The organism is Actinoplanes hulinensis (assembly GCF_019429605.1).
Lineage (GTDB): Bacteria > Actinomycetota > Actinomycetes > Mycobacteriales > Micromonosporaceae > Actinoplanes > Actinoplanes campanulatus.
The window spans coordinates 93,218-116,211 of sequence record NZ_JAHXZI010000023.1 but is presented as its reverse complement, the minus strand read 5'-3'; the positions used below and the strand labels follow the sequence as shown (position 1 = coordinate 116,211).

Below are 22,994 nucleotides of genomic sequence, written 5' to 3'. Positions count from 1 at the left end.
TCCCGTCAGGCGGATTCCCGACGGGAAAGATCACCCGGGCCCTACTTTCCGGTGAACTTGGGGGCCCGTTTCTCGACGAACGCGGTGGTCCCCTCGACCCGGTCGCCGGTCGCGAAGAGGCCGGCGAACAGGTGCGACTCGAGGGCCAGCCCGGCCGCCAGGTCGACGCTGAGCCCGCCGTCGACCGCCTGCTTGGCGGCGCGCAGGGCCAGGGCCGGACCGGTCGTGTACTGCCGGACGAGGTCGACGGCCGTGGCGTACACCTGATCGGCCGGGACCACCCGGTCGGCCAGGCCGATCCGCAGCGCCTCGTCGCTGTCGACCATCCGGCCGGAGAAGATCAGGTCCTTGGCGCGGGCCGGGCCGACCAGCCGGGCCAGCCGCTGGGTCCCGCCGGCGCCCGGGATGATGCCGAGCTTGATCTCCGGCTGGCCGAGCTTGGCGTCCTCGGCGATCACCCGCCAGTCACAGGCCAGGGCGAGTTCGCAGCCGCCGCCCAGTGCGTACCCCGTGATGGCGGCGACGACCGGCTTGGGGATCTGCGCGACCGCGTCGAAGGCGCTGGACAGCGCGCCGGCCCGGACCACCATCTCCTGGTACGTCACCGTGGTGAACTCGGTGATGTCGGCGCCCGCCGCGAAGTGCTTGCCGGCGCCGTGCACGACCACCGCGCGGACCTGGTCGTCACCGGCCGCGGCCTGCGCCGCCACCCGCAACTCCTCCTGCACCCGGGTGTTGAGCGCGTTGACCGGCGGCCGCTCCAGCCGGATGGTGCCGATGCCGTCCGCGACCTCGAGCCGTACGAACTCACCCACCGGTGTGCCCTCCTGTTCACTCCTGCTGTTTTGCCGTCAGCGTACGACGGGTAACGACTACATTGGGTCCCCTGGGGAGGACGAAGATGACCACGTACTACCGGGATCCGGATGTGCTCATCACGTCATCCGGCGTGCGGATGAACGGTCACGAGTTCCGCCTGCCCGAGCTGATCCGGGTGTGGTATACGAAGGGCGCCCGTTCCTGGAGTGTCATCGCCTGGCGGGGCGCGCTCGGCCTGGCCATCCTGCTCCCGCTGCTGGCCGGTGGGTTCGCCGTGCTGGTGGCGCTGGCCATGGACGCCTCGTTCACCACCACGCTGACCTGGATGCTCGCCGGCGCCCTGCTGGGCCTGGCCGTGGTGCCGGTCGCCGACCTGCTGCTGGAGCGGGTCGACCTGTCGTACGACCGGGGCACCCGCACCCTGGAGATCTGGGGCCGGGTGCGGGAGGGCGACGTGCTGCTCCTGCGGACGAACGACGCCCAGCGGTTCGGCCGCGTCTACCGGGCCCTGCAGCGCGCGCTGGAGCCCGCGGTCCGCCGCTAGCCCGCGTAGAGCGCCTCGATGTCGGCCCGCACCGGCAAGGCGTTGCTCGCCCCCACCCGGCGCACGCAGGCCGCCCCGGCGGCGTTCGCCCAGCGGATCGCGTCGATCAGGTCCCGGCCCTCCCCCCACGCGACGGCCAGCGCCCCGGTGAAGGCGTCCCCGGCCGCGGTGGTGTCGGCCACCTCCACCTTGAAGGCGGGCACGTGCACGTCGGCGCCGTCGCGGTCGGCGTATCGGGAGCCGTTGCCGCTCAGGGTGAGCACCACCCGGGGCACCAGGGCGAGCAGCGACGCCATGTCCGGCTCGGCCCGGCCGGTGATGGCCCGCGCCTCGGTCTCGTTGACCACCAGCAGGTCGACCTCGTCGAGCAGGCCGGGCGGCAGCACCCGGGCGGGCGCCGCGTTCAGGATGGTCCGGGTGCCGCCCGCGCGGCCGGCCCGCAGCGCGGCAAGCACCGTGGCCATCGGGATCTCCTGCTGGCAGAGCAGCACGTCGGCGGCGGCGATGGCGGCCGTCTCGTCGGCGGTGAGATCGACGAAGGTGCGGTTCGCCCCGGGGCTGACCAGGATCGAGTTCTCCCCGGCGCGGTCCACCATGATCACGGCGACGCCGGAGGAGCCGTAGCTGGTCCGGACCAGATCGACGGCGACGCCCGCGGCCGCGAGCCGGGCGTTGAGGGTGACCCCGAACGCGTCCGATCCGATGGCGCCGAGGAAGGTCGTCTCGCCACCGGCCAGCGCGGCGGCGATGGCCTGGTTGGAGCCCTTGCCGCCGGGCGTCATGACGAAGTCGTCGCCGAGCACGGTCTCGCCCGGCCGGGGCAGGCTCGGCGCCAGCCCGACCAGGTCCATGTTCGCGCTGCCGGCGACGACGACCCGGGTGGCCATCTAGCCGGCCCGGGCGGTGTAGCGGTCGCCGAACCGGTCGACGATCAGCGGCAGGCCGAAGGTCTTCGTCAGGTTCTCCGCGGTCATCACCTCGCCGAGCAGGCCGGACGCGACCACGGTGCCCTCGCGCAGCAGCAGGCCGTGGGTGAAGCCCGGCGGGATCTCCTCGACGTGGTGGGTGACCAGCACCATGGCCGGGGCGTCCGGGTCCAGGGCCAGCTCGGTGAGGTGGCCGATCAGCGTCTCCCGGCCGCCCAGGTCGAGCCCGGCGGTCGGCTCGTCGAGCAGCATCAGCTCGGGGTCGGTCATCAGTGCCCGGGCGATCTGGGTGCGCTTGCGCTCGCCCTCGGACAGGGTGCCGAACTCACGGTCGGCGAACGCCGCGATGCCCAGCTGTTCGAGCAGCTCCCGGGCACGGGCCTCGTCCTGCGGGTCGTAGCTCTCCCGCCAGCGGCCGACCACCGACCACGCGGCGGTGACCACCACGTCGAGCACCCGCTCGGAGGGCGGCACCTGGTCGGCGAACCGGCCGGTGGTGATGCCCACCCGGGTCCGCAGCTCGGTCACGTCGGTACGCCCGAGCTTCTCGCCCAGCACGTACGCGTTACCACGGGTCGGGTGCATCCGGGCGGACGCCAGGTTGAGCAGGGTGGTCTTGCCCGCACCGTTCGGGCCCAGCACCACCCACCGCTCGTCCAGCTCGACCTGCCAGGACAGGTCGCGGATCAGGAAGTTTCCACCGCGCACCACGTTGACGCGGTCGAAGGCGATGACGGTGTCCTCGCCGGGCGGAATGGATACGGCAGCCTCCAGCACGCGTCCATCCAACCATGTTCGCCCCGCGGGCCGGACGGCGTGCCGGTGCCGGACCTCAGTCGGTGGTCGAGCCGAACACCTCGTCACGGACCGCGTCCAGGGCCATCCGCAGCGCACCGTGCAGAACCGGCTCGGACGCCACCCGGGTGACCACCACCTTGGGCGACACCAGCGTGATCGCCGCCACCTCGCGCTCCACCCGGTCGGCCAGCGCCGCACCACCGGCCCGGCTCACGTCACCGGCCAGCACCACCAGCGGCGGGTCGAGCACCACGCACGTGGCGGCCACACCCAGCGCCAGGCGGCGGGCCAGTTCGTCGAGCACCGGCTCGCCGGCCGGGCCGGCCGCGACGGCGGCCCGCACCACGTCGGCCGCCTCGGTGCCGCGGAAGCCGAACTGCTTGCCGATCGTCTTGACCGCGTCGGCGCCGGCGATCGCCTGGAAGGCGCCCTTCACGCCGCGGCGGGAGGCGTTGTGCGGCACATCGGCGCCGGCCACCGGCAGGTAGCCGATCTCGCCGGCCGCGCCGGTGGCGCCCTGGTGCAGGCGGCCGCCGAGGACGGTGGCGAGACCGACGCCCCGGCCGATCCAGACGAGGGCGAAGTCGGCGACCCCGGTGGCCGCGCCGGTGCCGGACTCGGCGACCGCGGCCAGGTTGACGTCGTTGGCGAAGAAGACCGGGATGTTCAGGTCGCGGCGCAGGTCGGCGAGCAGTCCGCGGTGCCAGCGGGGCAGGTCGTGGGCGAAGGAGATCTCACCGGACTGCGGGTCGACGAGGCCCGGGGTGCCGAGCACCACCCGGCGGACCGAGGACATGTCGGCGCCGGCCTCCCCGGCGGCCTGGACCACCGCGCTGTGCACCACGCCGACCGGGTCGTCGGTGTCCTTGGTGCTCTGTTCGACCCGGCTGATCACGGTGCCGGTGATGTCGGCGCAGGCGGCCACCACACCGTCCGGGCCGACCTCCACCCCGATGACGTGGGCGCTGGACGGGGTCACCGCGTAGAGCTGGGCGTTGGGACCACGGCCACCGGCCTGCTCGCCCACCCGCCGGACCAGGCCGCGCTCCTCGAGCCGCTCGACGAGCTGCGAGGCGGTGACCTTGCTCAGCCCGGTCATCTCACCGAGTTGCGCCCGGGTCAGCGGACCTCGCGTGAGCAGCAGATCCAGCGCCGCGCGGTCGTTGAGAGCGCGCAGCAACCGGGGCGTGCCCGGGAGGCGGGTGGCGGCCATACGTTCGTCCCCTAATAAGAAAGATTCTTTCCTGTTACAGTGTCGACGCACGACACGCAGCCGCAGCGTAACGGTAGGCAACGTCGCCGCACCGCAAGGACGCTCATCGACTGCGAGCGATCATGGCAGCTCCCGGCGGAACACGGCCAGAGTTGCCTCTTCGGAAGGACACCATGGCCATCGACCCCGGCCTCCGCCGACTCGCACTGAACACGCTGCTCGCCGCCTTTCCCGGGCACGCCGCCCCGGACTGGGCGGGTGAGCTGCTCGCCGAAGGACTGGCCGGGCACACCCTGTTCGGCGCCAACGTCGGCGAGCCGGAGCAGGTCGCACGGCTCACCGCTCAGCTGCGGTCGGCCCGTCCGGACGCGCTGATCGCGATCGACGAGGAGGGCGGCGACGTCACCCGGCTGGGGCACCGGACCGGGAGCCCGTACCCCGGGAACGCGGCGCTCGGCGCGGCCGACGACCCGGAGCTCACCCGGCGGATCTACGCCGCGATCGGCGCCGACCTGGCGGCGGTGGGGATCAACCTGAACCTGGCGCCCACCGTGGACGTGAACAGCGTCGCCGAGAACCCGATCATCGGCACCCGCTCGTTCGGGGCCGGCCCGGCGCTGGTCGCCCGGCACACCGGGGCGGCCGTGGCCGGACTGCAGGCCAACGGGGTGGCGGCGTGCGCCAAGCACTTCCCCGGGCACGGCGCCACGGTCACCGACTCGCACCTGGAACTGCCCACCGTCGACGTGCCGCTGGCCGTGCTTCGGGAGCGCGACCTGCCGCCGTTCGCGGCCGCCGTCGAGGCCGGTACGCGCGCCGTGATGAGCGCGCACATCCGGGTGCCCGAGCTGACCGGGGACGGGCCGGCCACGTTCAGCCGGGCCGCGCTGGCCGGGCTGCTCCGCGGCGAGCTGGGCTTCCGCGGCGCGATCGTCACCGACGCGCTGGAGATGCGCGGCGCGGCCGCCACGGCGGGGAGCATCCCGCGGGCCGCCGTGACGGCGCTGGCGGCCGGGGCCGACCTGCTCTGCATCGGGGCCGTGGTGGACCGGGCGCTGGTCGAGGCGATCGCCGCCGAGATCGCCGCGGCCACCGGGGACGGGCGGCTGGGGCTCGCCCGGCTGGAGGACGCGGTCGCCCGTACCGCTGAACTGGCCGCCTGGAGCGCGACCCCGCGCCCGGCCGGGCCGGCCGACGGCGACCTGGGCGTCGAGGCCGCCCGCCGCGGGATGATCGTCGAGGGCGACCCGGCCGAGCTGCGATCCCCGCTGGTGGTGCAGTTCGTGGCGGGCCACTCGATCGCCGAGGGCCGGGTGCCGTGGGGTCTCGGACCGCACCTGGACGGGATCGAGCAGATCGAGGTGCCGGCCGACGGGACCACCCCGGAGGCGCTGGCGGCGGCCGCCGGCGACCGGCCGATCGTGCTGGTCGGCCGTCGCCTGCACAGCTCCCCCGCGGCCCGCACCCTGATCGGGAAACTGGCCGCCGAGCGGCCGGTCGGCGTCGTCGAGATGGGCTGGCCGTCGCCGTGGCGGCCGGAGCGGGTCCGGGTCTACGTGGTGACCCACGGGGCGAGCCTCGCCAACGGCCGCGCCGCGGCCGAGGCACTACACCTGCATCACGCTGCGTAATCAGCTCGGGCTATTATCTACGTTTATGTCGTAAATGAGAGAACTTACAGCGCGAATCGGTCCAACCGAACGGGTAATCCGCACACCGACCGCTTCCCCACACGCCGGGACGTCACCTAGCGTGATGGCCACAAGGTGGGTCTGGGGACGTCGCGGAATCGGCTCGGGACCAGTCGGGATGCCGCGACGCGGACGACGAGCCGGGCAGGGCGTGACTTCGGGAGCAGCACGCCGTGCCCGGCTCATCACCGTTTCGCCGTGGTCAGCCCGCCGACGAGGTCTTCACCAGGGTGCGGATCTGGCGCAGCAGCACCGACAGCGCCGCCAGGTCGGCCGGCGAGTCGTCGACATTGCTCATCGCGTTGGACGCCCGGGCGATCGACGCCGCGTTCACCTGTTCCCACTCGGAGACCCGGTCCTCCGGTGACGCCGACGACGGCGTCGAATGGAGCACCTCGGCGGTGAGGGCGGCCAGCGCGGCGTACAGGTCGTAACGCAGCGCCATCCGGGCCAGGGTCTGCCAGCGGTCGCCACGTGGCAGCCGGGAGATGTGCGACAACAGCGCGTCCACCCCGAACCGCTCGGAGAGCACGAAGTAGACCTGCGCCACCTCCGCCGCGTCCCGGTCGATGGCGGCGGCCGTCTCCAGGACGTCCAGCAGGCCGAAACCGTAGAACACCCGGCTCACCGCGGCCGCCAGATCCTCCGGCACATCCTTCGCGACCAGCTCGGCGATCCGGTCGAACAGGGCCCGCCGCTCGGCGCCGACGATCACCTCGGGCAGCAGCGGCAGCAGCGCCGAGATGCCGGGCCGCAGCTTGGCGATCTCACCGGGCACGTCGAGCGGCGAGCGCCGGGTACTGACCAGCCAGCGGACCGCCCGGTCGAGCAGCCGCCGGGTCTCCAGGAAGACCAGCGTCTGCGCGGAGGTCGACACCCGGTTGTCCAGCGCCTCACCGGCCGCCCAGATCTCCTCCAGGCCGAAGACGTCGCGAACCACCACGTAGGCCCGGATCACGTCGGCCGCCGACGCCCCGCTCTCCTCCATGGCCCGGTAGACGAACGACGTGCCGCCCCGGTTGACCACCTCGTTCACCAGCGCCGTCGAGATGATCTCCCGGCGCAGCCGGTGCCCGGCCATCCGCCCGGCGAACCGCTCGCGCAGCGGGGTCGGGAAATACCCGGACAGCACATCGGTGGTCCAGGCCTCGTCGACCAGCTCGTCCGCGAGGACCTCACGCTCCAAACTGATCTTGACGTACGCGAGGAGCACCGCGAATTCCGGAGGAGTGAGACCCTGGCCGTTCTCGTACCGGGCGGCCAGCTCCAGGTCCGACGGCAGGGCCTCCAGCTCCCGGTTCAGCTCGCCGCGCTCCTCCAGCGACCTGAGCAGCCGCCGGTGCACCGGGAGCAGCGAGTGCGCCTGCGACCGGGCGTTGCCCAGCGCCATGGCCTGCTCGTAGTTGTCCCGCAGCACCAGCTCGCCGACCTCGCCGGTCATCGCGGCGAGCAGGTCGTCCCGCTCCGGCAGGGACAGCTCGCCGTCGACGACCGCCCCACCCAGCAGGATCTTGATGTTGACCTCGTGGTCCGAGCAGTCCACGCCGGCCGAGTTGTCGATGAAGTCGGTGAACACCCGGCCACCCGAGAGGGCGAACTCGATCCGCCCGCGCTGGGTCAGCCCCAGGTTGCCGCCCTCGCCGACCACCTTGACCCGCAACTCCGAGCCGTTGATCCGGATCGCGTCGTTGCCCTTGTCGCCCACCTCGGCGTGCGACTCGGCGGCGCCCTTCACATACGTGCCGATGCCGCCGTTGAACAGCAGGTCGACCGGGGCCTTGAGAATGGCGCGCATCAGGTCGGCGGGGCTGATCGTGGGCGCCTCGCCGAGACCCAGCGTGGCCCGGACCTGCGGGCTCACCGGGATCGACTTGGCCGACCTCGGGTACACCCCGCCGCCCTCGCTGATCAGCGACGTGTCGTAGTCGGCCCAGGACGACCGGGGCAGATCGAACAGGCGCCTGCGTTCCGCGTACGAGATCGAGGAATCGGGGTCGGGGTCCAGGAAGATGTGGCGGTGGTCGAAGGCCGCCACCAACCGGATGTGCTGCGACAGCAGCATGCCGTTGCCGAAGACGTCGCCGGACATGTCGCCGACGCCGACCACCGTGAAATCCTCGGACTGGGTGTCGGTGCCCAGGTCCCGGAAGTGCTTCTTGACCGACTCCCACGCGCCCCGGGCGGTGATGCCCATCTTCTTGTGGTCGTAACCGGCCGAGCCGCCGCTGGCGAACGCGTCGCCCATCCAGAAGTCCTTGCGGACCGAGATCTCGTTGGCGATGTCGCTGAACGTGGCGGTGCCCTTGTCCGCGGCCACCACCAGGTACGGGTCGTCGCCGTCGTGCCGGACCACGTCCTCCGGCGGCACGATCTTGCCGCTCAGGATGTTGTCGGTGACGTCGAGCAGCGCCGTGATGAAGCGCTTGTAGCACTCCACCGCCTCGTCCCGGTCGCCCGGCTTCTGCTTGAGCACGAAGCCGCCCTTCGCGCCCACCGGCACGATCACCGAGTTCTTGACCATCTGCGCCTTGACCAGGCCGAGCACCTCGGTCCGGAAGTCCTCGCGCCGGTCCGACCAGCGCAGACCGCCCCGGGCCACGGCGCCGAACCGCAGGTGCACGCCCTCGAACCGGGGCGAGTAGACGAAGATCTCGAACTTCGGCCGGGGCTGCGGCAGCTCCGGGATGGCCTGCGGGTCCAGTTTGAAGGCCACGTACGACTTGGGCCGGCCCTCCGCCCCGCGCTGGTAGAAGCTGGTCCGCAGGGTCGCCTCGATGAGGGTCAGGTAGGAACGCAGGATCCGGTCCTGGTCCAGGCTCTCCACCTGGTCGAGCAGTTCGGTGATCCGGCCCCGCAGTTCGCCGGCACGACGGGTCCGCTCCGCCTCGCCGATCGGCAGCGCCGGGGAGAACCGCACCTCGAAGAGCCGCACCAGCAGGCCGGCGATCTCCGGGTACGCCGTGAAGGTGGACTCCACGTACTGCTGGGTGAAGACGTTCCCGGCCTGGCGCAGGTACTTGGCATAGGCCCGCAGCACCACCACCTGCCGCCAGGTGAGCCCGGCCCGCAGCACCAGCTCGTTGAAGCCGTCCACCTCGGTCTCGCCCCGCCAGGCGGCCGCGAACGCGTTCTCCACATGCGGGCGGACCTCGGCCAGCTCACGGTGGCCGGCCGGGGGCAGCAGGCCGAAGTCGTACAGGTAGATGGTGCCGTCGGGGCGGCGGATCTCGTACGGCCGCTCGTCGGTGACCCGGACGCCCAGTGAGTGCAGCACCGGCAGGACGGCGGAGAGCATCATCGGCTCGCCGTACCGGTAGACCTTGAACCGGACGTCGCGCTCGTCCGGCTGCGGAGTGCCGTCCGCGCCCAGCCGCCGCCGGCGGAACAGGTGCATGGCCAGCTGGCCGGGCTCCTCGAGGAGCTCGAGCTTGGCCAGATCCTGCATCCCCTCGTACGGGGTGTGCGTGTTCTTGTAGCTCTCCGGATAGGCCGCCGAGTACCGCTGGAACAGCCGCCGCGCCTGCTCGTCGCCGAGTTTGCGCTCCAGCACCAGGGAGAAGTCGTCGTCCCACATCCGGGTCGCGTCGGCGAGCCGCTCGGCCAGCTCGTTCGGGTCCAACTGGCCGGGCGGGGCGGCCGGGTCGGTACGCACGATGAAGTGCACCCGCGCCAGCATCCGCTCGGTGACCCGGGTGGTGTAGTCCACCCCGACACCGTTCAGCTCACGGAGCAGGATCTCCTGCATGCGCAGCCGGTTGCCGGTGGTGAACCGGTCCCGGGGCAGGTAGATGAGGCAGGAGATGAACCGGCCGTACCCGTCCCGGCGCAGGAAGAGCCGCAGCTGCCGGCGGCCGGCCATCCGCAGCACCCCGATGACCGCCTCGTACAGGTCGTCGGTCTTGATCTGGAAGAGCTCGTCCCGGGGGTAGGTCTCCAGGATCTGGAGCAGGTCCTTGCCGGAGTGGCCCCGCGGCGACAGGCCGGAGCGGTCCATCACCTCCTGCACCTTGCGCCGGACCACCGGCAGCTCGCGCACGCTCGTCCGGTACGCCGAGCTGGAGAACAGGCCGAGGAACCGCCGCTCGCCGACCACCTCGCCGGCCTCGTCGAACAGCTTCACGCCGATGTAGTCGAGGTACGCGGAGCGGTGCACGCTGGCCCGGGAGTTGGCCTTGGTGATCACCAGGAGCCGCTTCTCCATGGCCCGCTCGTAGATCTCCGGGGCCATCTCCTCGGCCAGCCGGCGCGGCTTGCTCGCCCCGCGCAGGATGCCCAGCCCGGTGCCCGGCACCGCGGACAGGACCCCGTCGTCCAGTCGGTACTCCCGGTACCCCAGGAAGGTGAAGTGATCGTTGGCCAACCACTTGAGCAGCTCGATCGAGTCGGTGAGGTCCTTGTCCGGCACCGGTGAGGGGTTCTTCGAGCCCCGGGCCGCGGCCAGCTCGTCGGAGATGACCATGGCCCGTTGACGCATCCGCGGCCAGTCCTCCACCGCGTCCCGCACGTCGGTGAGCACCCGCCGCACCTCGTTGAGCAACTGCTCGCGGGCCTCCGGGCGGCGGACCGGGTCGATCTCGATCCGGATCCAGCTCTCCACCAGATCGCCCTCGATGGCGTCGTCCGGCTCCACCTCGGCCTCGAGCTGGGCCAGCGCCCCGAGCGGCTCGCGGCGCACCACGATCAGCGGGTGAACCGTCAGGTACACCTGGAGGTTGTGGGCGTTGAGCAGGGCGATCACCGAGTCGACCAGGAACGGCATGTCGTCGGTGACGATCCGCAGGACGCTGTGCGACTGCGACCCGGACGGCTCGGTGATGGCGAGTTTCAGCTCACCGGGCAGGCGGTTGCGGGCCAGTTCGCGGTGCTCCGCCGCGGCCGCGAACATCTCCTGGGGTGTGTATCCGACCAGTTCCTCGTCGGGCGCGAACCGCCAGAAGCGGCCCACCAGAGATGCGGTCGTGTGGTCGTCCCCCGCCTGTTCGACAGCCTGCGCCACCAACCGCTCAGCGTTTGGCACATCGTCGAGAACGGTCTGATCAGAATCGGTCGCTGCCTCGTCGGCGACAGCCATGGTCCGGCGCTCCCCTCACCCACGGCACTGTGGGCTCGAACGTGTCGAGCACAGCCTAGAACCATGCCCATGGCCCACCTCACACCCCGGGTGTGCCAGCGGCGTTTGGACCGTATCGCCCCATCCGGGAACCCCCACAACGGGCTTGTACCCATTACCGTGCGACCTAGCCAATCATGATTGTCACGGTCGCCCCATGGAGGAACCCACATGCGCCGCACCCCGGCGGGCCTGGCCGCACTGCTTCTGCTGACCGCGGGCGGGTTGACCGGCTGCTCCGCGGAAGGCCCCGACGACACCGTCTCCACCTTCCTGAGCGGCTGGTCCGGAGGCGATCTCAACAAGGTCGGCTTCGTCACCGCGGCCGGCGCCGAGGTCCCCGCGCCGGAGGTGCAGACCCAGATGCGCGACCTCTACGGCGATCTCCTCGACCAGAAGGTCACCGTGTCCGGCGCCGGCGACGTCAAGACCACCGGCGACGACGCCACCGCCCCGGTCACCGTCAAGTGGGCGCTGCCCGGCGGCGTCGAGTGGAGCTACCCGAGCACCGTCCGGCTCACCAAGGCCAAGAGCGACGGCTGGCAGGTCGTCTGGGAGCCGGCCATGGTCCAGCCCGAACTCGCCACCGGCGACAAGCTCCGGCTCCGGCGGGTCGCCCCGGAACGCGCCGCCATCCTCGACGCGAACGGCAAGGCGCTCTTCGGACCGCAGAAGGTCGTCGTCATCGGCGTCAGCCCGGAGAAGATCAAGGACCTCGCCCCGCTCCAGAAGGACCTGGCCGCGGCGTTCCGCAAGGTGGACGTCGACGTCGACCTCGGCACTCTGAAGACCCGCGTCGAACAGTCCGACCCCGGCGCCTTCATCGAGCTCGTCACGCTGCGCCGGGCGGTCTACGACAAGATCCGGACGGACGTCCGGCCGCTGCCCGGCACCGTCTTCCGCGAGGAGACCCGGGCCCTGGCGCCCACCCGGGAATTCGCCCGCTCCCTGCTCGGCACCGTCGACCAGGCCACCGAGGAGGACATCGCCAACTCCGGCGGGGTGCTCGCGGTCGGCGACAACACCGGGCACGGTGGACTCCAGGAGAAGTACGACACCACCCTGCGCGGCGTCTCCGGCCTCTCGGTGGTCATCGCCCGCGAGGCCGCCGACGGCGCCACCGAGGACACCAAGCTCTTCACCTCCGAGCCGGTCGCCGGCAAACCCGTGAAGATCACCCTGGACACCCGGGTGCAGAACGCCGCCGACCAGGCCGTCGCCGCCGAGAAGCAGCCCAGCTCGCTGGTGGCGATCCGGGTCAGCGACGGCGCCGTGCTGGCCGCCGCCAACGGGCCCGACCCGGGCGGCGTCAACACCGCCTTCACCGGGCAGGTGCCGCCCGGCTCGACCTTCAAGATGATCTCCGCGTACGGGCTGCTCGCCCGCGACGCGATCACCGCCGATACCGCGGTCGACTGCCCGAAGACCCTCACCGTGGACGGGCGCGAGTTCAAGAACTCACACGACTCCGCGCTCGGCAAGGTCCCCTTCCACGTCGACTTCGCCAAGTCCTGCAACACCGCCTTCGCCGCCCTCGCCCCGAAACTCGGCGCCGCCGGCCTCCAGGAGGCGGCCGGCCTCCTCGGCCTCGGCGGAAAATGGGACATCGGCGTCGACGCCTACACCGGCCAGGTCTCCGACGGCGGCACCGCCACCGAGTTGGCAGCGGCCGTTTTCGGTCAAGGCAGCACGGTGGTTAGCCCGCTCGCCATGGCCGCGGCCACCGCGGGCGTCGCCAAGGGACAGTTCCAGGCGCCCACCCTGGTCCTCGACCCGGCGCCCGCCGCCACCCCCACCCAGCAACTCGACCAGGAGGCGGTCACCGCGCTCCGCTCGATGATGCGCGAGGTGGTCACCTCCGGCACGGGCACCGGTCTCCGTGCCGTCCCCGGCAAGCCGGTCCACGGCAAGACCGGCACCGCCGAATTCCAGACCGGCTCCGCCGACACCCACTCCTGGTTCGTCGGCTACCAGGGCGACATCGCCTTCGCCGTCATGGTCCAGAAGGGCGGCGCCGGCACCGAGGCCGCCGTCCCGGCCGTAAAACGCTTCCTCACCGCATTGAACTGACCATTTTCGTACGGGGTGGACCGCACCCGCCAACGTGGACCGTCCCGTGGCGCCCCGCGAGCATCTGCCCGGTCAAGGCCGTGACGCGCCCGCCGGGCTGATGCCTCCGGTCACCCACCAGCCGTCCCGCCACCACCCACAACCAGCCGAAACGACCCAGCCGGGCCCAGCGCCGCCTCGGTGCCCGGCAGGCCGAGCCGACCGTCACTGCCTCACGTGCCACCGGTCATGGCGCCCCTGCTTTCGGCCACCCAGGCCGGCTGGTCACGCTCCTGCCCACCAGGCACCCGAATTGCCCGCCCCCAGCCGCAACGCCGGTCACCCAGACCGGGTGGGCACGGTTCGACCAGGGTGAGTGGGCGCACACGCCGGCAGTGTCGTGGTCGCCTACGTGGCATACGACCGTGCGGCCGCGCACGCAATGTCTTCCGTGTGCGGTCACCATGGCTTCGGCCGCCCGAGCGTGTGCGCCCGCCTGCCGGAGAGGCCGAGCGTGTGCGGATGGGTGGGCCGTTTCAGGCGGCGCCGGGTGGGAGGCCGTCGAGTGGGCCCGGGCCTGCGGTCGGCGGGCCGAAATCGCCGACCACGGGCGGATCCGCCGGCGGGCGCGGGCGCAGCATGCCGGGACGGGTCGCGGGGATCGGCTCCGAGTCGAGCAGCGGAGCGGAACCGAGCAGCCGGGAGAGCAGGCGCACCTCGTTCGACCCGGGCCTGGTGTCCGGTTTGGCGCGCACCGGCACGGTTTCTTGATCGGCCGGTTCGGCCGTCGCCTCCGGCTCGGTCTCTTCGGGGTCTGAGCCGTCCGGCTCGGCGTCGCCGGGATCGGCGCTCTCCGGGTCGGCGCGGTCCCGGTCGGCATGGTCCCGGTCGGCACGGTCCCGGTCGGCACGGTCCCGGTCGGCAAGGTCCCGGTCGGCAAGGTCCCGGTCGGCAAGGTCCCTATCGGTGTGGCCCGAGTTCTCCGGGTCCGATCGGTCCGGATCGGTGTCCATGCCGGGGCCGTCACCGGACTCGTCGCCTCCGCGGGAGACCTCATCCCCGGTCACGGCATCGCTGCCCGTCGCGTCGCTCGATGCCGGGGCTGAGCCGAATCGGTCATGGGCTGTCCGGGCGTCGTCCCCGATGCCGGCCGTGCGGCGGCCGTTGCCGCTCCGCGATGTGCCGAGGGCCGCCGCCAGGACGAACTCCGCGTCCACGGGCAACGTGTTCTTCACCGGGCGAGCCGACGCGGACCCGCCCCGGTCGCTCTCCGTCGCGGCGTCACCGGAGGAGGACGGACCCACCTGTACCGGGATCGCACCGCGCGCCGCGGCACCCGCCCCGGCCTCGACTGCCGTCTCACCGAACGACGCGCCGACGCCCGGATCGGCCGTCCCCGATCCGCTGGCGGGCGCAACCGGCCCAGACCCGGCAGCGGCCGCGACCGGCCCGGACCCGGTTGAGACCGGCGCCTCACCGAACGCGGTCCCACCAGCGGAATCGGCCGTCCCCGCCTCACCGGATGCGGCCCCGGACCCCGGCTCGCCGGCTGATGCACCGCCTGTGGGATCCACCGTCGGCGCCACGCCCGCTTCGGCCTTGGCTGACGCCTCGCCGGCCGGCGCACCACCCGCGGAAGCTTCCGGGCCCGGACCGGCTCCAGGAGCGGCCTCGGCGAACGACGTTCCACCAGCGGAATCGCCGGTCGTCGCCGAGCCGGGCCGCTCGCCGGCCGCCGTGCGGGAAGGTTCGTCGGCCGGGGCACCTGTGGTCGCCACTTCGGACGGTTTGGTGCCGGTGCGAACGGTCGCGCCCGCCTCACGCTGTAACGGCGTGCCTGATGTGAGCGGGACGGCTCCGGCATCGCGCGCACTCGTCCCAGCGTCGCCAACCGCTTCAGTGTCCGGCGCAGCGCTCGCGGCCTGATCGCTGCCGACCCCCTCGATGTCCGGCGCGACGGGCGCGGTCGGGTCGCTGCCGGGCGCCTTGAGATCCGGCGCGACGAGCGCGGCCGGGTCGCTGCCGGGCGCCTTGAGATCCGGCGCGACGAGCGCGGCCGGGTCGCTGCCGGGCGCCTTGAGATCCGGCGCGACGAGCGCGGTCGGATCGCTGCCGGGCGCCCTGAGGTCTGGTGTGGTGGTGGTGGTGGCCAGGTCGCGGCGGGCCGCGACCAGATCCGGGCGCGGGGTCGTGGCCCGGACCGGGGACAACCCGCTCACCACGGCGGACGTGATCTCCGCGGCATACCGGCCGTCCGGGTCGTAGTCCGGGTCGAAGACGGTGATCTCGACGCCCAGGCAGTGCGGGGACTCGACCAGGCCGGCCAGCAGCAGTTCCAGCTCGGGGAAGGCGATGCCGCCCGGGTCGGGGGCGTCGACGGCGGGCATGACGGCCGGGTCGAGGACGTCGACGTCCACGTGCACCCAGTAGCCGGCGCAGTCGACGAGCTGGTCGCGGGCCCACTGGGCGCTGCGGGCCGCGCCCTCGGCGCGCAGCGCGGGGACCGGCCGGGTGACTATGCCGGCGGCCTGGAGGTCGAGACGGTACTCGTCCTGGGCGCGGATGCCGAGGACGACCACGTCGATGTCGCGGAAGTACGGCCGGCGGGACTCGATCGCCGCGAGGTTGGCCTGGCCGCGACCGGTGACCAGGGCGAGGTCCTCACCGGCGGCGGCGCCCACGTACGACGCGTTGCCGGGGTGCCGGAAGTCGGAGTGACCGTCCACGAACACCAGCCCGATGCGGCCGCCGACCGCGTCGCCGAGCCGGTGCATGGCGATGCCCGATCCGATCAGGATGGAGCAGTCCCCGCCGAGGACGACCGGGAACTCGCCACCGTCGATGATGGCGCCGATCCGGTCGGCCAGCGCCCGCGAGTACGCGGCGATCTCGGCGGCGTGGGCCACCCCGTCGCCGGGGCGCCAGTCGCCCGGGTCGTACCGTGGCGGGGTGAGGCAGCCCGCGTCGCGGGCGGCGAGGCGGGTGAGCAGGCCCTGATCGCGGAGGGCGCCGGGCGCTTTGGCGCAGCCCGGCACCGACGTCGCGGTCGGCGGGCGCAGGCCGAGATTGGACGGCGCGTCCAGAACGGCGATGCGGCGCACGACGCCCTCCTTCGTTCGATGACCGCGGGTTACGAGAACCGCAGCCTACGAGAACCGCGGGCTAGAAGAGTGCGCTGGCCAGCGCACGCCGCGCGCCGGCGACCGCGGGGTCCTCCGGGCCGGCCACGAGGAACAGCGACAGCAGATGCTTGCGGACGGCCTCCCGGTCGTCGCCGGCGGTCCGTTTGATCAGGGCGATCAGGCGGGCGTACGCGTCCGGCGCCTGGCCGCTGAGCACCTCGATGTCGGCGGCGAGCCGCTGGGCGGCCACGTCGTCCCGGTCGGCGGCGGCCTTGGCCAGCGCGGACGACGGGTCGACGCCGCTGATCCGCCGGTGCAGCTCGACCTGGGCGAGGCCGGACTCGGCGGCCGCGTCGGCGGGCGACTCGGCCAGGATCTTCCGGTACGCCGCCTCGGCCTCGTCCAGGTCGCCGGTCATCAGGGCGTCGTCGGCCGCGTCGAGGCGCGGGTCCTCGGGGGTGGCCACGTCGACCCCGGCCGCCTTGAGGACGGCGTCGATGTACTGCCGGATCTGGGCCTCGGGCAGGACTCCGCTGAAGCCCTCCACCGGCTGCCCGCCGATCACCGCGGTCACCTGGGGGATGCCCTGCACCCGGAACACCTGCGCCAGGCGCGGGTTGAGATCCACATTGACCTTGCCGAGTATCCACGCACCGCCGTACTCAGCGGCCAGGCGCTCCAGCACCGGCGACAGCTTCTTGCACGGGTCGCACCAGTCGGCCCAGAAGTCCAGAAGCACCGGAGTGGTCAGCGACCGCTCCAGAACGGCCTGGAAATCGGCCTCGGTTACATCGATGACCGTCTCCGGATTGACACCGGGCACCGTGCCCGGGACGCCCGCGGCGGGAGTGGCCTCGGGGGCGGCGGGACGGCTCGGGGCGGCCGGTTTGGCCGGTGCCGCGGGGCGCAGCGCGCTGAGATCGACCGCGCCGCGGGTGAAGATCGACGGAGTGGTCCGTGGGTCGCTCATGGTTACCTAGTCTCGCACGCTGTCACGCCTGTTCGCGCCGCCACCAGCCCCTCGATATCGGACGTCACAACGACCCGGCCGGCCGGGAGCCGGCCGGGTCCGGTGGTCAGAAGCGCGGCGGCTCCCGGTAGATCCCCCACTCCGATTTCAGCACACCGCAGATCTCGCCGAGGGTGGCTTCGGCACGGACGGCGTCGAGCATCGCGGGGATCATGTTCTCCCCGCTGCGGGCCACCGCCACCATCCGCTCCAGGGCCGCTTTCACCCGTACCCCGTCGCGGTCGGTCTTGCGAGCGGAGAGCTCGCGCCGCTGCACCTGCTCGACCTCGTGGGAGACGCGCAGGATCTCCAGCTCCTTGGCCAGGGTGCTGTTGTGCGCGTTGACGCCGACCACCTTCTTGTCGCCCTTCTCCAGCGCCTGCTGGTAGACGAACGCGGCCTCGGCGATGTGCGCGGTGAACCAGCCGTCCTCGATGCCCCGCAGGATGCCGGCGGTGATGCTGCCGTCGTGGCCGAGCTCGCGGATCCGGGTGAAGATCTCCTCCGCCTCGGCCTCGATCCGGTCGGTGAGGGCCTCCACGTACCACGATCCGCCGAGCGGGTCGGCCACATTGACCACCCCGGTCTCCTCCATGATCACCTGCTGGGTGCGCAGGGCGATCTCGGCGGACTCGTCGGTGGGCAGCGCGAGGGTCTCGTCGAGGGCGTTGGTGTGCAGCGAGTTGGTGCCGCCGAGGACCGCGGAGAGCGCCTCGATGGCGGTCCGGACCACGTTGTTGACCGGCTGCTGGGCGGTGAGCGAGACCCCGGCGGTCTGCGTGTGGAACTTGAGCCACAGCGCCTTCTCGCTGGTGGCGCCGTAGTCGTCGCGCAGGTGCCGGGCCCAGATCCGCCGGGCCGCACGGAACTTGGCGATCTCCTCGAAGAAGTCCACGTGCGCGTCGAAGAAGAAGCTCAGACCGGGCGCGAACTGGTTGACGTCGAGGCCACGGGACAGTCCCAGTTCGACGTAGCCGAAGCCGTCGGCCAGCGTGTACGCCAGTTCCTGCGCGGCGGTCGAGCCGGCCTCCCGGATGTGGTAGCCGCTCACCGACAGCGGCTTGTACTTCGGGATCTCGGCGGCGCAGTACTCCATCAGGTCGCCGATCAGGCGCAGGTGCGGCTCCGGTTCGAAGAGCCACTCCTTCTGCGCGATGTACTCCTTGAAGATGTCGGTCTGGAGGGTGCCGTCGAGGTCGCGCAGGTTGACGCCCTGCCGTTCGGCGGCCACCAGGTACATGCAGAAGACCGGCACCGCCGGACCGGAGATGGTCATGCTGGTGGTGACGTCCTGGAGCGGGATGCCCTCGAACAGCACCTCCATGTCGGCGGCCGAGTCGATCGCGACGCCGCAGTGCCCGACCTCGCCGAGCGACTCGGGCTCGTCGGAGTCGCGGCCCATCAGGGTGGGCATGTCGAAGGCGACGCTGAGACCGCCGCCCCCGGCGGCCAGGATCATCTTGTAGCGCTCGTTGGTCTGCCGCGCGTTCCCGAAGCCGGCGAACTGGCGGATGGTCCAGGTCCGTCCGCGGTATCCGGTCGGATAGAGACCCCGGGTGTACGGGAACTCGCCCGGCCATCCGATCCGCTCGAATCCGGGATAGGCGGCGCCCTCGGGGGGCCCGTAGACGGGGTCGACCGTCACGCCGGAGAGCGTGGTGAAGTCGGCGTCCCGCTTGCGGGCCGCATCGTAGCGTCGTTGCCAGCGTTCCCGGCCGGCATGGATCTCGGCAGCGTCCATGCGGCCATCGTAGAGCAGAACTGAACGATCATTAAGCCCCCGGGAGCCGGTGTTCGAAGATCCAGGCCTGCGGGTCGCCGTTGCGGTGGAGCAGCCGCATGACCGTCGGCAGGGTGGCGTCCCGCAGCGCCGCGCGGACCGGTCCGAGCACCTTCGTGGAACTGCTGCGCCGGCCCTGGACGACCACCTTCTCCACCCGGGGCCGGCGGACGGCCGCGTACGCCGCGAGGGCCGCCGGGACGTCCCCGTTCTCGCGCAGGCTGTGCCCGAGGACCACGGCGTCCTCCAGCGCCATCGACGCGCCCTGGCCGGAGGACGGGGCGACGGCGTGCGCCGCGTCGCCGGTCAGGACGATCCGCTCGCCGTGCCAGACCGGCACCCGCCGCAGGTCCCGGGTGTTCCACGGCCCGAGGACCTCGCTGCTGGCCCGGATCAGGTCGGCCGCCGGCTCGCCCGCGAACAACTCCAGCAGGTACGCCCGCCAGCCGTCCGGGGTGAACTCGCCCGGCTCGGCCGGCCGCCGGCGCGGCGGGTTGGCGAACCACCAGACGGAGCCGTCCGGGGCGGTCACCCAGCCGAAGAAGGCACGCCGGCCGAACGACATCCGCATCACCCCGGGCGGCGGCGCGTCCCGGACCGGGCCGTCGGTGAAGCCACCGGTGTTGAGCAGGCCGAGATAGTGCGGCGCGGGAGCCTTCGGATCAAGAACCTCCCTGGTACGCGAGTGCAGGCCGTCCGCGCCGACCAGCAGGTCCCCCCGCGCCGTGCGGCCGTCGGCGAACTCGGCCACGGCGCCGGACACGCCGGTCAGCCGGGCGCCGTACTCGATCGGGATGCCGCGTGCGGTCACCTCGGCGCGCAGTGCCGAGTACAGATCGGAGCGACGGATCGTGGTGCTGACCGTCCCGTCCGGCAGCGGCCCACCGAGCGGGACCTCGGCGAGCAGCCGACCGGAGGCGCCGTGCAGCGCGATCACCGGGGTGGCGAACCCGCGGGCCAGAACCGTGGCCGGGTCCAGGCCGAGGGCGCGCAGGGCGGTCACCCCGTTGACCGCGAGGGTCACGAAGACGCCCCGCTCGCCGGCGTCCCGCTCGGCGGCCTCGTAGATCACCGGGCGCCAGCCGGCACGGTGCAGGGCGATGGCGGTGGCGGTCCCGGCGATGCCGCCACCGATCACGACAGCTTCGTTAGTCATGTAATAACTATTGATGCCATGACTAAGAATCGTCAAGTCCTAAGCTGGCCGCATGAAGCGGTCTCCTCTGGCGATGGTTCTGCTGGCCCTGCTCGTGGAGGCGCCGATGCACCCGTACCGGATGCAGCAGGTGATCAAGCACCGCGGTCAGGACCAGCTGGTCAACGTCGCGCAGCGGAACAGCGTCTACCAGACCCTCGACCGGCTGGTCCGGGAGGGACTGGCCCGCCCCGGCGGCACCAGCCGGGAGGCCGGGCGCCCGGAGCGGACCGTCTACGAGGCGACCGAGGAGGGCGCCGCCACGCTGCGCCGCTGGCTGCTGGAGATGCTGCCCGAGCCGGCCCGGGAGTTCCCGGAGTTCCCGGTGGCGCTCGCCTTCCTGCCGATCCTCAGCCCGGCCGAGACCCGGGAGCTGCTCGAACGGCGGCTCGAGACGCTCACCGACCGGGTCGCGGCCATCGACGCGCAGGCGCCGCCCGGCCTGCCCCGGCTCTTCCTGATCGAGGACGAGTACCGGGCGGCCGTGCTGCGGGCCGAGATCGGCTGGCTGCGCGGGGTCGTCGCCGACCTGGACGACGGCAGCCTGAGCTGGGACCGCGCGCTCATCGACGAGACGCTGGCCCGATTCGGTTAGAGGCCGGCGACCAGTTCGGCGGCGGCGGCGTGCGGGTCGATCTCACCGTCCACGACGCGGGCGGCGAGCAGTGGCAGGGCCGTGCCGCCGCTGAGATCGCCGATCCGGGCCCGGAGCGTGCCCAGTGCCAGCGCCGATATCTCCGCCGACGCCCGGTGCTCCCGGCGCCGGCGCAGGTTGCCGGTGCTCTCCAGCCAGTCCCGGTGCTTGCCGATGGCGGCCACCACGTCGTCGATGCCCTCACCCTTGGCCGCGATCGCACGCACCACCTGGGGCCGCCACTCGTTCGGGCCGCGCTCGCCCAGCGCGAGCATCCCCTGGATGTCACGGTAGGTGGCGTCGGCGCCGGGCCGGTCCGCCTTGTTGATCACGAAGACGTCGGCGATCTCCAGCACTCCGGCCTTGACCGCCTGGATGGCGTCGCCCATCCCCGGCGCGAGCAGCACGAGCGTGGTGTCGGCGAGGGAGGCGATCTCCACCTCGGCCTGCCCGACACCGACCGTCTCGACCAGGATCACATCGCAGCCGGCGCCCTCCAGCACCCGGACCGCCTGCGGGGTGGCCGCGGAGAGCCCACCCAGCTGGCCGCGGCTGGACATCGAGCGGATGTAGACGCCGGAGTCGGCGGTGTGGTCCTGCATGCGGATCCGGTCGCCGAGGATCGCCCCGCCGGTGAACGGGCTGGACGGGTCGACGGCCAGCACCCCGACCCGGTTCCCCGCCTCACGGAGGGCCCGGACCAGCTCGTTCGTCGTGGTCGACTTGCCCACGCCGGGCGCGCCGGTCAGGCCGACGACCTGGGCCCGGCCGGCGAACGGCGCCATCGCGGCGGCCACCTCGGGCAGCGCGGGATCGCCGTTCTCCACCAGGCTGATCAGCCGGGCCACGGACCGCGCGTCGCCCTCCCGGGCCTTGGCGACGAGGGAGGGCACATCACGGGTCCGCCTCGACGTCACGCCGCCGGCACCTTGATGATCAGCGCGTCGCCCTGGCCACCGCCGCCGCACAACGCGGCCGCGCCCAGCCCGCCGCCGCGGCGCCGCAGCTCCAGGGCCAGGGTGAGCACCAGCCGGGCGCCGGACATCCCGATCGGGTGGCCGAGCGCGATGGCGCCACCGTTCACGTTGACGATCTCCTCATCCACCTTCAGCTCACGGGCCGACTGGATGGCCACCTGAGCGAACGCCTCGTTGATCTCGATCAGGTCGAGATCGTCCACCTCGAGCCCGGCCTTGTCCAGCGCGTGCTTGATGGCGTTGGACGGCTGGGACTGGAGCGAGCTGTCCGGCCCGGCGACGTTGCCGTGCGACACGATCTCGGCGATCCAGGTGAGGCCCAGCTCCTCGGCCTTCTCCCGGCTCATCACGATCAGCGCGGCCGCGCCGTCGGAGATCGGCGAGGAGCTGGCCGCGGTGATGGTGCCGTCCGGGGTGAAGGCCGGGCGGAGGGCGGACAGCGACTCGGCGGTGGCGCCGGGGCGGACACCCTCGTCGGTGTCGATCACCTGACCGGCGTCCCGGCCGCCGGCCGGGACCGCGGCGATCTCCTCGGCGAACCGGCCGTCGCGCTGGGCCGCGGCGGCCCGCTGGTGGCTGCGGGCGGCGAACTCGTCCTGCCGCTCCCGGGTGATGCCCAGGCGGGCGCCGCTCGCCTCGGTGGACTCGCCCATCGAGATGCCGGCCCACGGGTCCATCAGGCCGTCGATCGCGGTGTGGTCACGCACCAGCACGTCACCGAACTTACGGCCCTGACGCTGATCGGCAAGCAGGTGCGGCGCATTGGTCATGGACTCCATGCCGCCGGCCACCACCACGTCGAACTCGCCGGCCCGGATCAGCTGGTCGGCCAGCGCCACCGCGTCGATGCCGGAGAGGCAGACCTTGTTGACCGTGAGAGCGGGCGTGGTCATCGGGATGCCGGCCGCCACGGCGGCCTGCCGGGCCGGGATCTGGCCGCAGCCGGCCTGGAGCACCTGACCCATGATCACGTACTGGACCCGCTCGGGGTCGACGCCGCCGCGGCTCAGCGCCGCCGCGATCGCGTGACCGCCCAGAGCGGTGGCGGGGAGGTGCTTGAGGTTGCCCAGCAGGCGCCCCATCGGGGTCCGGGCGCCACTGACGATGACGGAACTGGTCATGGTCAC

15 protein-coding genes are annotated in these 22,994 nt (G+C 72.4%); 4 read left to right on the top strand and 11 right to left on the bottom strand.

Going from position 1 to position 22,994, the window contains the following annotated elements; translation table 11 throughout:
- Positions 1-41: 41 nt before the first annotated feature.
- Positions 42-815 carry an enoyl-CoA hydratase/isomerase family protein gene (locus tag KZ829_RS35170; RefSeq protein WP_220148157.1) on the bottom strand — a complete coding sequence of 258 codons (774 nt, stop codon included), beginning with the start codon at positions 813-815 and terminating at the stop codon, positions 42-44.
- A gap of 86 nt (positions 816-901) precedes the next feature.
- Between KZ829_RS35170 and KZ829_RS35165 the strand changes: the two genes are divergently transcribed.
- The gene (locus tag KZ829_RS35165) at positions 902-1,363 is read left to right on the top strand and encodes a DUF6232 family protein (RefSeq protein WP_220148156.1); all 462 of its coding nucleotides are present in this window, start codon (positions 902-904) and stop codon (positions 1,361-1,363) included.
- Here the strand turns inward: KZ829_RS35165 and KZ829_RS35160 are convergent.
- The 3 genes from KZ829_RS35160 to KZ829_RS35150 are packed head-to-tail and all read right to left on the bottom strand — an operon-like array spanning position 1,360 to position 4,300.
- On the bottom strand, positions 1,360-2,250 hold the full coding sequence (locus tag KZ829_RS35160; RefSeq protein ID WP_220148155.1) for a ribokinase: 891 nt from the start codon (positions 2,248-2,250) through the stop codon (positions 1,360-1,362). The two genes, KZ829_RS35165 and KZ829_RS35160, sit on opposite strands and share 4 nt — an antisense overlap.
- Complete coding sequence (locus KZ829_RS35155; RefSeq protein ID WP_308285791.1) at positions 2,251-3,066, bottom strand: ABC transporter ATP-binding protein; 816 nt, start codon at positions 3,064-3,066, stop codon at positions 2,251-2,253.
- Positions 3,067-3,121: 55 nt separating this feature from the next.
- Positions 3,122-4,300, bottom strand: coding sequence for an ROK family transcriptional regulator (locus KZ829_RS35150; RefSeq protein WP_220148153.1), 1,179 nt, complete (start codon positions 4,298-4,300; stop codon positions 3,122-3,124).
- A 173-nt stretch (positions 4,301-4,473) separates the two neighbouring features.
- Here KZ829_RS35150 and KZ829_RS35145 point away from each other — a divergent pair, with 173 nt between their 5' ends.
- Positions 4,474-5,931, top strand: a complete 1,458-nt coding sequence (locus KZ829_RS35145; protein WP_220148152.1) for a glycoside hydrolase family 3 protein — start codon at positions 4,474-4,476, stop codon at positions 5,929-5,931.
- A 262-nt stretch (positions 5,932-6,193) separates the two neighbouring features.
- On the opposite strand, the gene KZ829_RS35140 is transcribed toward KZ829_RS35145, so the two are convergent.
- The gene (locus KZ829_RS35140) at positions 6,194-11,062 is read right to left on the bottom strand and encodes an NAD-glutamate dehydrogenase (RefSeq protein WP_220148151.1); all 4,869 of its coding nucleotides are present in this window, start codon (positions 11,060-11,062) and stop codon (positions 6,194-6,196) included.
- Between the two features lie 210 nt (positions 11,063-11,272).
- Here KZ829_RS35140 and KZ829_RS35135 point away from each other — a divergent pair, with 210 nt between their 5' ends.
- On the top strand, positions 11,273-13,171 hold the full coding sequence (locus KZ829_RS35135) for a penicillin-binding transpeptidase domain-containing protein (RefSeq protein ID WP_220148150.1): 1,899 nt from the start codon (positions 11,273-11,275) through the stop codon (positions 13,169-13,171).
- Between the two features lie 515 nt (positions 13,172-13,686).
- On the opposite strand, the gene KZ829_RS43545 is transcribed toward KZ829_RS35135, so the two are convergent.
- The 4 genes from KZ829_RS43545 to KZ829_RS35115 form a co-directional block, all read right to left on the bottom strand.
- The gene (locus KZ829_RS43545; RefSeq protein ID WP_308285790.1) at positions 13,687-16,251 is read right to left on the bottom strand and encodes an arginase family protein; all 2,565 of its coding nucleotides are present in this window, start codon (positions 16,249-16,251) and stop codon (positions 13,687-13,689) included.
- Between the two features lie 61 nt (positions 16,252-16,312).
- Positions 16,313-17,242, bottom strand: a complete 930-nt coding sequence (locus KZ829_RS35125) for a tetratricopeptide repeat protein (protein WP_220148149.1) — start codon at positions 17,240-17,242, stop codon at positions 16,313-16,315.
- Positions 17,243-17,348: 106 nt separating this feature from the next.
- On the bottom strand, positions 17,349-19,022 hold the full coding sequence (gene icmA / locus KZ829_RS35120; protein WP_220148148.1) for a coenzyme B12-dependent isobutyryl-CoA mutase large subunit: 1,674 nt from the start codon (positions 19,020-19,022) through the stop codon (positions 17,349-17,351).
- Between the two features lie 31 nt (positions 19,023-19,053).
- Positions 19,054-20,217 carry an FAD-dependent oxidoreductase gene (locus tag KZ829_RS35115; RefSeq protein WP_220148147.1) on the bottom strand — a complete coding sequence of 388 codons (1,164 nt, stop codon included), beginning with the start codon at positions 20,215-20,217 and terminating at the stop codon, positions 19,054-19,056.
- 52 nt (positions 20,218-20,269) lie between these two features.
- Here KZ829_RS35115 and KZ829_RS35110 point away from each other — a divergent pair, with 52 nt between their 5' ends.
- Entirely contained in the window at positions 20,270-20,851 is a 582-nt protein-coding gene (locus tag KZ829_RS35110) for a PadR family transcriptional regulator (protein WP_220148146.1), read from the top strand.
- Here KZ829_RS35110 and meaB read toward each other — a convergent pair.
- Positions 20,848-21,807: a methylmalonyl Co-A mutase-associated GTPase MeaB gene (gene meaB, locus KZ829_RS35105; protein WP_220148145.1), complete on the bottom strand. Its 960-nt coding sequence runs from the start codon at positions 21,805-21,807 to the stop codon at positions 20,848-20,850. The genes KZ829_RS35110 and meaB overlap by 4 nt on opposite strands.
- Positions 21,804-22,988, bottom strand: a complete 1,185-nt coding sequence (locus tag KZ829_RS35100) for an acetyl-CoA C-acetyltransferase (RefSeq protein WP_220148144.1) — start codon at positions 22,986-22,988, stop codon at positions 21,804-21,806. The genes meaB and KZ829_RS35100 overlap by 4 nt, the downstream gene beginning before the upstream one ends.
- Between the last annotated feature and the right edge of the window lie 6 nt (positions 22,989-22,994).